The sequence below is a fragment of the Candidatus Electronema sp. JM genome (assembly GCF_048287415.1).
Classification (GTDB): domain Bacteria; phylum Desulfobacterota; class Desulfobulbia; order Desulfobulbales; family Desulfobulbaceae; genus Electronema.
The window spans coordinates 1-13601 of sequence record NZ_JBLWEN010000011.1; the positions used below are offsets into that span (position 1 = coordinate 1).

Consider the following 13601-nt stretch of genomic DNA (forward strand, 5'->3'; position numbering starts at 1 on the left):
TGCTGTAATTTCAAGTTCCATGTCTTCCTCTGTGTGCGGTTATATTCGTGCTGGACAGCAGAAATATAACACATGCGGGGAAGCATGGATTTTTCAAGATTTATAGGTCACAACTTGGGTCAAGTATAGGCTTATTGGCTGCTTGCCTGCTGCTGATCTGCCGCAGCAGTATCAGGCTGCGGCGGCGGTTGCTGCCACTGCCGACGCAGCAGCCAGAAAGGCAGGAAACGGCGTTCTGGTTCAAAGCCGCCATATTGCCCCGGCGCACCGTGGCAAAGCACCGCAGCCTCTTCCGGGGCGATATCTGTTTTCAGACCGTCTTTGCCCCGGCGCATCAAACCGCCGCCCTGCTCATCCACCGGCATGAAAAGCTGGCCGGTTTCTGGATAGCGCAGCCCGATGCTGCTGCCCGTCAGCACCTCTGGTGCCAGATGATCAGCGCAGCCTTCCTGCGTGTACAGGGCATTGGCGAGCCTGATCCAGACTGGCAGTGCGCCCAGTGCGCCGCTGACTCGGAAGGAGCCGTGCTCCATCTGCTCGTTGCTGTCAAAACCGACATACACGCCCACCGTGCTGCCGACTGAGGCCAGCAGGGCAGTCTCGTCCATGTCCACGCCAGTCGGAACAAAGCCGATGAAGGCCACATTGCGGAAATCATTGGCCGTGCCGGTTTTGCCCAGCACCGGCAGGGCGGCATTGTGCTGGCCGCCTTCGCCCGGCAGCCGCACCTTTTCCCAAGCAGCGTGGCCAGTGCCATAGCGCACCACATTTTGCAGAATATTCTTAATCTCGCTGCTGCTCTTCGCATCCAGCACCGGCGTGACCGCAGGCTTACGGCTATAGATCACCTTGCCGTCCGGGGCCTCAATCCGCTCAATCAAGGCCAGCCCGTCCTCACCCGCCCGGTCGTCCTCGGAAGCCGCGCCACTGCCATCCTCCGGGAGCTGTTTTGGCCGCTGCACCTCATGACGGCTGCCAGTGGCCAAGGTTTCATACATGCGCACGCTGTCCAACAGCGAGATGACATTTGAGCCGAGCGGCAAGGACAGCACTGGCTCCATCCGGCTTTTGATGCCCGTCTCGCGGGCCAGCCGGATCAGATATTGCAGGCCGAGCATGATCCGGTAATCGCGCAGCTTGATCAGCGTTTCCACCGCATACAACGACGACTGGTCAAGCGCAGCCCGTTCCGCCGCTGTCAGCCGTTCTATGATGTCTGCCGCCCCTGCGCTGAATGCTCCTTCGAGCAGCACGCCGCTCCAGAGGGTGTTCTGCTCCTCCGGGTGCAGGGAAGCCAAACGGCGGCGCAGGCCGTACTCATCAACTGGCTGCCAGTTTTCCGGCAGCTCGCCGCGCAGAGTGAAGACTAACCTGCCCTGCCCATTTTCCGCCAGCCTGCCAAACGGACGCGGCCCGTCGTCAGGTGCTTCCTGCCCTGCTCCTTCTTGCTGGGCGTTTGGAAAAAAGCTCGGCACCTCCACCGCAGGCAGGGCGATTTGATTGAGCTGCTCGCGGTATTTGTCGAGAAGCTGCCGCCGCCGCCGCAGATCAGGCCAACGCAGCGGGCCGCCAGCCAGCAGGCCAAGCTGGGTGCTGTATTCCTTCCGCTGCGCCGGTTTGAGGTCAGGCTTGTTCAAGCTGGCCCGCACTTGCTCCCGGAATCGCTCCAGATTTTGCGGGCAGCCGATTTCACGCCAGTGGTGTAGCTCCTCGCTGCGGCCCTCGAATTGAAAATCCTGTTCCGCCTTTCGCACCGCCTGCTCAAAGGCGGCGCAGTCAAGGTCAGCAGCGGAAAAACGCAGGCCGAATGCGCTCTGCATCCGGGCGGCAAACTGCTGCTGGCTTTCGCCGTTTCTGGGGGCCATGTCAACAAAGGCCGCAGTCTCCAGCAGACCAGTCGGAGTCAGCTTGTCGGTCAGATGATAGAGCAGCCAGACTGAAGCCACATTCTCAGATTTTACTCCAGCCCAACTCATCGAAACTTGTGCAAAAGGGCTTTTGTGATCAGGCCGGGGAAAATAGGCCTGATGCTGAAAGATGAAAGCCTGCCGCCGATTATCAAGCCGATCAAGCGGACTCCAGCCGAGTTGCAGAGCAGCGGCATAAAGAAACGGCTTCATGGTCGAGCCGAGCAGGCGTTTGGCATCTGCCGCCCGGTTGAAAAAACGATTTTCCACACCGCCGGCAAGAGCGCGAATCGCGCCCTGCTGGAGCACGACTGCCGCGCCTTGGAGCTTGGGAAAGCGTTCCAGTTCAAGCTGCATCGGCACGGTGGCATCAAACGAATCCCGTTCCGTGACGCTGACATAGACCCGATCGCCGACCTGAAGCCGGGCGAGCAGATCGGCGAGGTCTTTTTTATCCGGCTTGGCCCATTGCTGCCGCCGATACTTGGTCAACGCGGTCAGCAGCTGCTCAAGCCCCTGCCGGTCAATGCTGCCTTCCGGTTGTTTGGGGCCGAAGCTGACCGCAATCAGCGGCTGCTCAGGATTATCCCGCCGAATTTCCCGGATCGTGCCGAAGACAAAAGATTTTTCCCTGATCACACTGTCTTCTTCACTGTTGTCGCCCTCAGCTTCTTTATACTCCTGCTGCACCTCATTGCGCTCGTAGCCGCGCAGCTGCACATCCAAGCGCGACAGCTCCCGCCGCAGGCTGTACAGCGTTTCGTCTTGAAGCCGCTGGTCTATGGTGGTGACAATTTTCGCGCCATAGGTGGCGATGTTGTCAATCCCGTGCTGGGCCATCATTTCCGCCATCGCCTTCGAGGCCAGCCCTTTGCCGACCATGTCCATGACTGTGGTCAGGTCATAACTGGTCCGGCCCCGTTTGAAGGCCAGTCCTATTTTCTGCGCCGCGTCATGCTCGGCTTGACTGATCATGTTGAATTTGAGCATCCGGTCGAGCACATACGCAGTGCGCTCCGCCGCTCGACGGCGGGCTTCGGTTGCCGCCGCCTTATCCTTTTTGATGAAAGGATTATACAATTCCGGTCCTTTGACCGAACCGGCAATGAAGGCGGCTTCGTTCAGGGCCAGTTCCTGCGGTTCCTTGTCAAAATAATAGCGGGCCGCCACACCGAGACCGTGGCCGTTGCCGCTGACATAGAACTGATTGCTGTAAAATTCAAGAATCTTTTCCTTGGAATAACGGTGCTCCAAGCGCAGAGCGTAGAGCATCTCCTTCAGCTTGGCCTGATAGTTCCGCTTCTCGCGCTTGAACAGATTTTTGGCGGTCTGCTGGGTGAGGGTGCTGCCGCCCCGGACGATTTTTCCCGCTTGATAGTTGAGAAGCAGAGCCTTGGCGATGCCGGGCAGGTCTATGCCGTAATGATGGAAAAATTGGTCGTCCTCAGCCGCCACCAAGGCCTTGATGAACTGTGGCGGCAGCTGCTCGTAGCTCAAGTATTGACGGTGGATGTCCTCGAACAGCACGCCAATTTTTTCCTGGCCGTCGCGGTAATAGACCGGACTTTCCCTGCCAAGGATTGAGGCGATGCGCTCTGGCTCAATCTCCGGGCATGGAACATTAACCACCTGCCACCAGACCCAGCCCAGAACGGCAATCGCCGCAAGCAAACCAAAGACCGTGGAAAAAAAGAGCAGTCGGAAAAAACAGGAGCAAACGCCGCGCAGACGCATCGTGCTTGATCAGGAGCGGGGTTGAAAAAAAGAGACAGGGGTGCAAAAAAAGACCGGTGACATGCCGACATAATATTCGCTGCCGTCCGGCCTGTCCAGCAGAATCAGCAACGGCTGGAGGCGTGCCTTGCCAGCCAGATTATGCAAAAAAATACTTGACCGGCAAAACGGTAGTTACCGCAACGTGCAGCTTACGCAAGGGGGCTGCTGATGCGTGATCAGTTTCGTGCAGCCAGAGCAGGGCAAGGATGATTGCGAAAAAGGCCAGCAGATACCGCCAGAACTGCATCTTTTCTGTCTTCTGCGGTGAAGGAGGTTCCGGCGGCGGCAGTTTTCCTTCGGCGAAAAGGGCCAATTCCTCCGCAGCTTGCTCATCCTGCTGCTTCTGGGTTTGACAGTGCAGCTCTTTCGGATCAGGAGCGACCAACGGCGGAAATTCGAGCGGCTCATCATCTGTCAAGCGGCGGGCTTTCAGTTCCGCCGCTTTGGAGTCGGCAACGATAAACAAGGTCAGCTCAGGAAATTGGCGGGAGAATTCGATCACATTCCAGAGCTGACCAGCTATCGGTTGCGCCGGACCGTCGCTGCCTGGCTTTTTTGTCGCAGGAGTTTCTATCTCAGGATAATTGCTCGAAAACATGGCTTTTCTCCCCTCCTTGCCCAATTTCTGCGGCGCATCCTGCCGGAATTTTGCAAAAGCACAGCCGCTCCGCCAGTGTTCAGCCAAGCAGTTATCTACAAGATAGCTGCTTGGCTGAACAAAATAAACAGAAATCTTCTTTGCGTCAATCCGTCGAGACCATGTTGGCTTTCATTTCAATGCCCCGTTCTGTGAAGTCCAGCTTCATCTCAATGCGCAGCTTGGCATCTTTCAGCGCCTCTAATGCAGCGCCAGCCTCAGCGGCCTTGGCATCATTTTTGGGCAGGGCATCTGCCAGCAGGCTGTAAAATTTGCCATAGTCAAAGGCTCCGCTGAGTATGCCCTGCGAGGATTCAAGCGGCATCTTGCCCAGCTCCTTCGCGAGCTGTCCGGCCTTTTCTCCAGCATAAACGGTCAGATGCTGGCCATTGACAGCGGCCATCAGAGGGAATGGCAGCGGCACAGGCGCAGGCAAGGCCACGGGAGTGCCATCCGCCGGAATTTTCAGCTCCGCCAGTTGCGGAAGCAGCCCGGAGACGGTTTGCAGCAAGGCCGCCGGATCCTTTGCCGACAAGCTGATCAGCGCATCTGCTGCTTTTGGCATGGGCGGTGTTGTTGAGGGAGCGCCTGCGGGCTGCTGCTCCAAGGTCAGCGACAGCAATGAGAAGGACAAGCCCCGCACACCGGCGGCCATGCTTGTCGCCATGCTGGCTGCGGCAGGATTGTTCCCCTTCAACTGCTCCTGCATTGCCTTGAGCGGCGCACACTGATACGGCTTCTGGGTGATTTCAGTCCACTGCTTCATCAAAAACGGCCCGATATTTTCCACACTCAGCCCAATGCCGCCGGAAATAACCGTGGAAGCGAAGGCCGGGCTGCCGTAATCTGGTGTGAAACCGCGCAGCGAGGCCAGTCCGTCCAGCAGCGGCTTGTCCTTGCTTTCAATCACCATAACCGAATCCATCCGCGCCGGTTTTCCTTTCAGATCAACGGCGGTGTAGCCGCTGACCGTCTGCGGCCAATTTGCGCCGATTGCGCTGAAATCATTCCGGCAGCCCTCGCTTTGCAGGTCGGCAAGCCACGCCGTGTCTTCCGGCTTCAGTTTCGCGGCCAGCTGCTGCACCATTTTGGCCATCGCATTGCCGTCTTTGGTGGTCAGGCCAGTGATGAATTGCCGATGATCAAGATAACCCAGCCACGGAAAGGAGAATTTATACTGCGCTTGCAGCGACTTGATCCGTCCGCTCTGCTCTAAGGATTTCTCCGGCTTGCTCTGACCTAAGGCCAAGGCCAGCGTCTTCTCGCTGTCAATCCCCACATCCAGCAGGAACACCGCATCCTTGCCGTCCACGCCGATGATCAAGCTGACCTGCGGCAGGTCTTGGCCCTCTTTTTTCGCAGTCAAAGGATAGCGGCGATAGTTTGCCTGTCCCAAACTCACTGGTTCCGTTTTAATTTTGGCCTTTTCTTCCAATGCGGCCAGCTTGCTGGTAAAACGCTGGGCATCATTCAGGCTGATGCGGACAACCGGAGCAAGCCCGATGGCATAAATAGCCAGCATGGGCGTATCCGCCACGCCCCAGTTCTGAAACTGCGCTGCCGGCTCAGTCGCGGTGCTGACATAATCTTCCCAGATGGCGATCGCCATGCGCTGTCCATCTGTCGTCGCCTTCTCTTTGATTTTGTCCAGCTCCTGCGGCTTGAGCAAAGATGCCTGCGTATTTTTGCTGACATTGAAGCGTGAGGCATTCCAAACCAGCCAGTCTTTCAAGGGAATTGGCTCCGTGCCCCCGGAAAAGAGGATGGTGTCCTCCGGCACCAGCGTGAGCATGGAGACCGGTTTCGGCGGCTCAGGCGGCTTGGGCGTGGACGGTTTTTGCGCAGGCTGCTCCTCCTGCCTGTTGCAGGAGACCAGCAGCAGCGAGGCGAAAACCAAGGACAAAACCTTCAGTTTGATCTGTTTCATAGTATTTTTTTCCTCTGGAAACTTAAGGTGCAACTCTTAAAACTGCCCGATCTGTTGATCATATCCTGTATAATAGCGGCATCCAGCCCTGTCCACAAGGAGTACATCATCCTTTGCTTAACCTGTATGGCTTTGTTGTCCCCTCAAGAGTTGCACATCAGGTGCAACAGAATTTTCCGCGTCGTCCGTTCCTGCAAGGTGCGCAATGAACTACAGCAGTATGCTCTATTTTTTGGCGGTGATTTTTGTCCTCTCCGCCGCTCCAGCATCAGAAGAACCTTTGCTGCCGTTTGCGCTGGCCTTGCCGCTCTTCGGGCTGCTCCTGCTCGCCGTGCACCGGATCGCCGGGCGACGCTTCCAAGCCGCATTCCACCACGGCGGGGCAGCCGCCTATTTCGCCGCTGAAAACAGGTTGTCGCTCATGGCGGCGGCACTGTTTATCGGCGCAGTTTTTGTCTTTGATCTCAGCTATCATCTCAAACCGCTGTCCTTTGGCGGCGCGCTGCCCACCTTGGCCCAGTTCGGCGGACTACTCCTCTTTTTCCTTTTTCTTCTGCTCATCTGGCGGCAAGCCTGGCCGGGCTATCAGCGGCTCTTCGGCGGTCGCCGCACTGCCGCAGGTTTTGCTGCCGAAAGCCTGCGCAACAGCCTGCCGCTGGTGCTGCCGTGGCTGGTGCTGTCCCTGCTTGCTGACCTGCTCCGGCTGCTGCCGTGGCCGCTCATGCAGGAACTGCTGGCCTCATCATGGGGCGAGCTGTTCTTTTTCCTGCTGGCGGTGATTCTGCTCACTTTATTTTTTCCGCCGATAGTCAGCAGGCTGTGGGGCTGCGCACCGCTGCCGCCGGGGCCGCAGCGGCAAAGGATTGAGCAGTTCTGCCGCCGCCAAGGCTGTCCGGCTCATCTGATGAGCTGGCCGCTGCTTGAAGGCCGCGCCCTGACAGCAGCGGTGATGGGACTTGCGCCGCGCTTCCGCTACGTTTTGCTCACCCCTGCCCTGCTGGAAGAGATGGATCAGGAGGAGCTGGAATCGGTGCTCGCGCATGAAATTGGCCATGTTAAGCACAGGCATATCCTGCTCTACTTGCTCCTGCTCTTTGGCTTCAGCCTGCTGACGCAAGCCGTGGCCGGGCCGCTGCTGTCCCTGCTGCTCGGCAGCTGCTGGTTCTGGCGGCTGCTGGTCTGGTCAGGCCTGCCAGCGGAGCGGCTGATTGAATATTTGAGCGGGACCGTGCTGCTTGCGTTTTTTCTGCTCTATTTCCGTTTTCTGTTCGGCTGGTTCATCCGCAATTTTGAGCGGCAGGCTGATCTTCATGCCTTTCGGGCGCAGGGCAGCGGCTGGCCTTTGTTCCGGGCTTTTGACAAAATCGCCGTGCTGACCGGCATCCGCCGCGAGCAAAAAAACTGGCACCATTTCGGCATCAGCGAGCGGATGGAATTTCTTGTCCGCTGCGAAAGCAGCCCAGCACTGGCGCAGCGGCACGACCGCAAGGTGCGCCGCGCTTTGGCCGCGTATTTTCTTCTCACTGGCTTGGCGGTCTGGCTCCTGCCGCCAGTGGATGCCGACGCGCTCAATCATCGCGCCCGTCTGCGCCACGCCGCAGCTCTTGTTGAAAGCAGGTTGCGCCATGAGCCGAACAGCGGCAGCCTGCTGCATCTGCGGGCGGATTTGCTGCTGGAACAAGGCGAGGAGGGAACAGCGCGGGCCGCTTATGAGCAGGCTCTGCTGGCCGAGCCTGTTCAAACGGAAACCTTAAATAATTTGGCGTGGCTGCTGCTGACGGCCAAAGACACGCGTCTGCGCAATCCGGCCAGAGCATTGAAGCTGGCGGAACAGGCTGCCGACCGGGAGGAGACTGGGTATATCCTCGACACGCTGGCCGAGGCGTTTTGGCAAAATAGCAGAACTGAAGCGGCTGTTCAGACGGCGTTGCGGGCAGCGGCCATAGATCCGGCTAATCAGGCATATTATCAGAGGCAGGCGGAGAAATTCGCCGCCCATCCGCCGCGCTGAATTGGCCTCATTCGATCCGATGCACCCGCTCGCAGTCCGGGCAAATCCACGTGGGGCCGTTGCTCATGCCCCACGTGTTTTCAGCAAAGCAGGTCGGGCAAATGGCGAAACCGCAGGTGCACGTCCAACAGAAGGGCGGTTCCTGTCGGCAGCAATGACAGACGCTGCTGCGCCGCCGCCGCTTCCGTCCGGGCTTTTCAGCAGCGGGCGTGTTCATGCGGCTTGTCGCCCCAAGCGTGAACATGACGGTGGATATGCAGGCATTCCGTGCCGCTGCGCAGAGCCTTGCCGCTGTTCATGGTATAAATCACATCGCAGGTTTCAGCGAGAAAATCCCAGTCGTGCGAGATGATCATATAGCCGATGTCCAGCCGTTTGAGGATGGCGGTCAGGCGATTTTTGGTCGCAGGATCAAGGTTGTTAGTCGGCTCGTCAAGGAGCATGGCCTCCGGCTGCATGGAAAGAATGGTGGCCAAGGAGACCAGTTTTTTCTCGCCCCCGGAAAGCTGATGCGTGATCCGTTCCTCCAGCCGCGACAGCTCCAAATCGGCAAGGGTGCGGCGGGAGACATGCAGTGCCTCCTCTTTGCTCAGGCCGAGGTTGAGCGGCCCGAACGCCACGTCTTCCAGCACAGTGGGCGAAAAAAGCTGATCGTCTGAATCCTGAAAGACCATGCCGATGCTCCGGCGCAGCAGGCGGAAGTCCTCCTTGCTGCTGATCTCGCGGCCTTTGAAGAGCAGGCTGCCGCCGGTTGGCCGCCGCAAGCCCATGATGATGTGCAGCAGGGTGGTTTTGCCGCTGCCGTTCGGGCCAATCAGGCCGATGCGCTGGCTGCGGTCAAAGGTCACATCTGCCTGATCCAGCAGCAGACGGCTGCTGCCAGCATAGGCAAAAGAAATTTGGCGGAGTTCGATAAGGGGAGCGGTCATTGAATATTTGGGGATTCAGCAAAAAGGAGCTGGTATTCACAAAAAAAGAACTCCAGCCACAAGGGCTGGAGCAACTTTGCATGGATATTCAACACAGAATTATTATGGCATTACTGCACATGTAATATATGTAAATCCATCGCAACGATTAAAAGGCCTAGGACTGGTGCATATCTCTCCACCAAGGGTCTGCGTCTTACCGAGCTTAGGTGCTATCGCAAACGATATGGCCCTTGTATTTTGTCCATACTTTTTCTTGCAATAAGCATCCGCAGTAGCCTTTCCGCAGTTCTTGGACAAAGGATTGCACCAATCAAGAGGTAACTGTACAGGCCCTCTGAAAAGAGATAGAGGACGAAGAATTTTTTCCAGCTTCGGCGGCGCAGCAAACACTGAACTGGCAGCAACCATCGAAAGGCCGCAGAACAACGCAGTCATTGCAAAACGGGACATTGTTTTCATGATACTCTCCTGAGCAAGAGATTATTTTGGCCAGCCCGTTGAAGAACGGACTATGTAATTGCTGGACAGATGCTTGATTCCCTTGGCTCCGAAGTCTAACACCTTTTTCAAAGAAAGCAAGAGAAAAATTGCACGGCTGCATCATCAGCGCACATCTTCGTTCAAGACAACTCCCGGGCATTCTCGCAGCAGCTCTTGCCAGTCTGTTTTGAATTTTTCCCAGAATGGGAAGGTGCGGCACTGCGCCGGTCTGAGTTCATAAACCGTGCAGCGGCGGGCGGCTCGGTCAAAAAAGCAGCAAAAATGCTCACCGTTAAGCACTCGTTCCTGCAAGGAAAGCCTGCCTTGCGCCCGCCGAGCATACTGTTTGGCGAAAAGACCGGGATTCATTTCTCGTGCGGCGGCCATTGCTTCCAGCTCCTCCCAGCTAACCCAGACATAGCCGCCCGCGCCCCGGCAGCAGCGTCCGCCGCAGGCTGCACAGGCATCTGCATCAAATTGAAAGGGAAACTTTTCTGAGGAAATCATTGCTGACCTCGGCTGCGCAGGGTGAGCAAGGTGATTTCTCCCCGTTGCCAAAGGCGCATTCTTGGCCCCCAGGTTCCTGTGCCTCTGGAAACAAAAAGGGCCATCGCATCAATTTGATATGTGCCATTGAACAGCGGATAGCGGAGGCGCGACAGCTCGCCAAAGGGCCATATCTGGCCGTTGTGGGTGTGGCCGGAGATCATTAGACTGACATGAGCGGCAGCAGCCTGCGCTGTCAGCCACGGTGTGTGGGAAAGCAGCACGGTCGCGGTACCGGCAGGCCGCTTGGCCAAGGCGCGGGCAAGATTGGCTTCGCCTTCGCCTGCTTGGCGGCTGGCGGCGGTTAGATCGTCAACCCCAGCCAGCACCAGCCCGTCAGCCAGCGCAGTCCATTCATTGGTGAGCAGCCGGATATTGGCAGCGGCCAGCATGGGGCCAGCTAAATCCGGGTGGCGCGGGCGGACAGCATCATGATTGCCCCGCACTGCAAACACGCCGAGCGGCGCGGCAAATTGCCGCAGAATCGGCACCAGCTCCGTTGCTTGGCTGCCCCGCTCGAATAAATCGCCGACCAAAACAATGCAGTCCGGGCGCAGCTCCTGCACCTGCTGCACCCGGACTTTGAGCCAGTCTGCGCCAAGCAGGAGCTGGCCAAGATGAATATCGGAAAGCACAGCAATTTTAAGGCCGTCGAGCTGGGCAGGCAGGCCGCTGACAGCAAGCTCGTGCCGCTCCACTGCTGGCGGACGCAGCCCTTGCACGTGCGCGACGGCAGCCAAGATAATTCCGCAGGCCAGCCCTGTCATGCGCAGACGGCGCACAGCGTTTTTGGGCAGGAACAGGCCGAAACCGCTGCTCAAGTCGGCGGCGAACAAGCCGACCGCAAGCAGAAAGAGGATGCCCATCCACTGCATTCCTGCGGCTTCCAGCCAAAGCGGGCCGTCCTGCATTCTTGCACCCAGTCCGAGCGCAAAGAGCAGCCAGAGCAGGGCGAAAACGGCGAGCAAAATACGGCGGCGGTTTGGCCACAGAGCTGCCAGCCGCGCCGCTGCATACAGATGCAGGACGGTCACCAAACTGACTAAGATGACAACGAAATATATCATGCGCAGAGACCAGCCAGATGTTTGAAGGCGTTGCGCTCCTGCTGGCTGCCGACCACCGCAATCATGTCCCCAAGTTGGAACATATAGCTGATCTGCGGGTTGGACTGAAAGGCACCCTCGTGAATGATGCCGACTATGGACGCGCCGGTTCTGCTGCGGACTGCCGCCTCGGCAATGCTTTTGCCCAGCAGCGGGCTGCCGGGCGGAATCTCGAACCAAGAAATTTCCAGCAGATTTTTGATCCCGCCGAGCATGGCCAGAAGCTCGCGGCTGCCGTCCTCCCGATGCAGCGGGGCGTACAGCTCCTGCCGGACCGCATCGGTGTACTGCTGAATGGCAGTCACTGGAATCTCCAGATGCAGCAGGGCCTGCCGGGCGATCTCCAGTCCAGCCTCCATCTCCGGCAGCACGGCCATGTATACGCCTTTGGCATACAAGGTCTGCGCCTGCTCAATGCCGTTGGCGCGGGCGATGATGTGCAGGTCGGGCCGGAGCTGGTGCGCCTGCTGGATGATGAACTGCGAGGTGATGACCGACGGCGTGGTGATCAGCAGGAGCCGCGCCCGTTTCAGGCGCGAGGCTTTCAGCACCACTGGCTGGCTCATGTCGCCGTAGATGACCGGATAGCCAGCGGCCTTGCATTCGAGCATCCGCTGCTGACTCAGCTCAATCAGGACAAAGGAAATGCCGATCTGCGTCAGCGCTTGGGCGACATGCTGGCCCACCCGCCCGCCGCCGGCAATGACCACATGCTCTTTCAGCCCTGTAGCCGGAAGGTTCTCGGTCTGCACTGGCTCGTGCCGGAAAAACCGCTTCCGCACCTGATAGACTGGCGCAGCCAAGGACGAGACAAAGGGGGTCAGGGCCATGCTGAGTATGGACACAGCCAGGAGCAGCGAATACATGTCCTGATCAACTGCTTTGGTGGCCAATGCCTGCCGCGCCAAGACAAAGGCGAATTCGCCGGTCTGGAACAGGCCGAAGCCGACTGCCAGCGGCACAATGTTGCGGTAGCCGTAATACCGGGCGATGAGAAAAAAAAGCAGGCCTTTGAAGAGGGCGATGACAGCGACCAAGGCGCAGATCCGCTGCCAGTTGGCGAACAGAAAAGCGGGATCAAGCAGCATCCCTACTGAGATGAAAAAGAGCAGGCCGAAGATGTCGCGCAGCGGAATGATGTCGCTCAAGGCCTGATGGCCGTAATCGGATTCACTCAGCACCATGCCCGCGACAAAGGCTCCGAAGGCAAACGACAGGCCGACGTACCACGTCAGATAGCCGATGCCAAGGCCGATGGCGGTGATGGAGAGGATGAACAGCTCCCGCGAATTCCACTGGGCGACATGGGCCAGCAGCCACGGCAGCACTTTGCGGCCCAGATACCACATCAGCGTAAGGAACACGGCTGACTTGACAGCGGCGAAAAGCAGCAGCGGCAGGCCGCTCTCCGGGCTGCTCAGTTTAGGCAGGATGATCATCATCGGCACCATCGCCAAATCCTGCACGATCAGCATCCCGATCATCACCCGGCTGGAAAGTGTGCCCAGCAGTCCTCGGCCTTCCAAGATTTTCAAGGTCACAATCGTGCAGGATGAGGAAATTACTGCGCCCAGCCAGATTGAAGACGTGACTGGCCAGCCCAGACAGCGGCCCAGTCCGAAGCCGAACAGCACTGTCAGCACGATTTGGAGCAGCGTGCCGGAAATGGCGATCCGGCGCACTGGCTTCAGCTCGCTGAGGGAGAACTCCAGCCCCAAGGCGAAAAGGAGCAGGGCCACGCCAAGTTCCGCCAGCAGCTCAATCTCGTGGATGTCGCCGACGGTCACGCCGCCGGTGTTCGGCCCGACAACGATTCCGGCGGCAATGTAGCCAAGAATCAGCGGCTGCCGCAGCCGCTGGGCAATCAATGCGCCAACCAGCGCGGCAATTACGATAATGACGATGTCTGCTGCTATTCCCATGAATTACACGACTTACGCTGCCAGAGCGGAGCTGTGACGAAAAATTAACGGACTCTTGTGCAGCTCATTGTAGTTGCTGTGCAGCGGTGAGGCAAGGAATGATTTTCCTTGGATTCGGGAGTAAATCCGAAGCCGTGACCTCGGCTTGCAATAACCATCTGCGAAGGGCAGTCATTTGAGAAAATTACGACGGCATCGCTCTGCTCTTGTTCCTCCACCATGTTGCCAAAGCCCTTCAGACAGAGTATTGTTTCCTCCCGTTGCAGACAGCCGAGTCAGGCTGCGACTCTCTCCGAACCGACAACTGAGGACAGCAATGGACATCCAGCCAAGCAAGAAGACCAAGTTCATATTCAT

At 58.1% G+C, this 13601-nt stretch carries 11 protein-coding genes; 1 reads left to right on the forward strand and 10 read right to left on the reverse strand.

Going from position 1 to position 13601, the window contains the following annotated elements; all coding sequences use genetic code 11:
* Nucleotides 1-131: 131 nt before the first annotated feature.
* The 3 genes from ACNKH6_RS02540 to ACNKH6_RS02550 all read right to left on the reverse strand — a co-directional run bounded on the left by ACNKH6_RS02540 (nucleotide 132) and on the right by ACNKH6_RS02550 (nucleotide 6247).
* Nucleotides 132-3641, reverse strand: coding sequence for a transglycosylase domain-containing protein (locus ACNKH6_RS02540; protein ID WP_417913976.1), 3510 nt, complete (start codon nucleotides 3639-3641; stop codon nucleotides 132-134).
* A gap of 139 nt (nucleotides 3642-3780) precedes the next feature.
* Nucleotides 3781-4281, reverse strand: coding sequence for a hypothetical protein (locus ACNKH6_RS02545; RefSeq protein ID WP_417913977.1), 501 nt, complete (start codon nucleotides 4279-4281; stop codon nucleotides 3781-3783).
* Nucleotides 4282-4426: 145 nt separating this feature from the next.
* Nucleotides 4427-6247: a hypothetical protein gene (locus ACNKH6_RS02550; RefSeq protein ID WP_417913978.1), complete on the reverse strand. Its 1821-nt coding sequence runs from the start codon at nucleotides 6245-6247 to the stop codon at nucleotides 4427-4429.
* Nucleotides 6248-6452: 205 nt separating this feature from the next.
* Between ACNKH6_RS02550 and ACNKH6_RS02555 the strand changes: the two genes are divergently transcribed.
* Nucleotides 6453-8258 (forward strand): M48 family metalloprotease, encoded by a 1806-nt coding sequence (locus tag ACNKH6_RS02555; RefSeq protein ID WP_417913979.1) that lies wholly within the window; start codon nucleotides 6453-6455, stop codon nucleotides 8256-8258.
* A 7-nt stretch (nucleotides 8259-8265) separates the two neighbouring features.
* Here ACNKH6_RS02555 and ACNKH6_RS02560 read toward each other — a convergent pair whose 3' ends face one another.
* From ACNKH6_RS02560 to ACNKH6_RS02590, 7 genes are all read right to left on the reverse strand, one after another.
* Nucleotides 8266-8475, reverse strand: coding sequence for a hypothetical protein (locus ACNKH6_RS02560; RefSeq protein ID WP_417913980.1), 210 nt, complete (start codon nucleotides 8473-8475; stop codon nucleotides 8266-8268).
* Nucleotides 8456-9187: an energy-coupling factor ABC transporter ATP-binding protein gene (locus tag ACNKH6_RS02565; RefSeq protein WP_417913981.1), complete on the reverse strand. Its 732-nt coding sequence runs from the start codon at nucleotides 9185-9187 to the stop codon at nucleotides 8456-8458. Before ACNKH6_RS02565 ends, ACNKH6_RS02560 begins: the two co-directional genes overlap by 20 nt.
* Nucleotides 9188-9289: 102 nt before the next feature.
* On the reverse strand, nucleotides 9290-9649 hold the full coding sequence (locus ACNKH6_RS02570) for a hypothetical protein (protein WP_417913982.1): 360 nt from the start codon (nucleotides 9647-9649) through the stop codon (nucleotides 9290-9292).
* Nucleotides 9650-9793: 144 nt separating this feature from the next.
* The gene (locus ACNKH6_RS02575) at nucleotides 9794-10177 is read right to left on the reverse strand and encodes a YkgJ family cysteine cluster protein (RefSeq protein WP_417913983.1); all 384 of its coding nucleotides are present in this window, start codon (nucleotides 10175-10177) and stop codon (nucleotides 9794-9796) included.
* Entirely contained in the window at nucleotides 10174-11283 is a 1110-nt protein-coding gene (locus tag ACNKH6_RS02580; RefSeq protein WP_417913984.1) for a metallophosphoesterase, read from the reverse strand. Before ACNKH6_RS02580 ends, ACNKH6_RS02575 begins: the two co-directional genes overlap by 4 nt.
* Nucleotides 11280-13244: a cation:proton antiporter gene (locus ACNKH6_RS02585; protein ID WP_417913985.1), complete on the reverse strand. Its 1965-nt coding sequence runs from the start codon at nucleotides 13242-13244 to the stop codon at nucleotides 11280-11282. Before ACNKH6_RS02585 ends, ACNKH6_RS02580 begins: the two co-directional genes overlap by 4 nt.
* Nucleotides 13245-13415: 171 nt before the next feature.
* A partial coding sequence (locus tag ACNKH6_RS02590; protein WP_417913986.1) for a hypothetical protein occupies nucleotides 13416-13601 on the reverse strand: 186 nt, incomplete at its 5' end.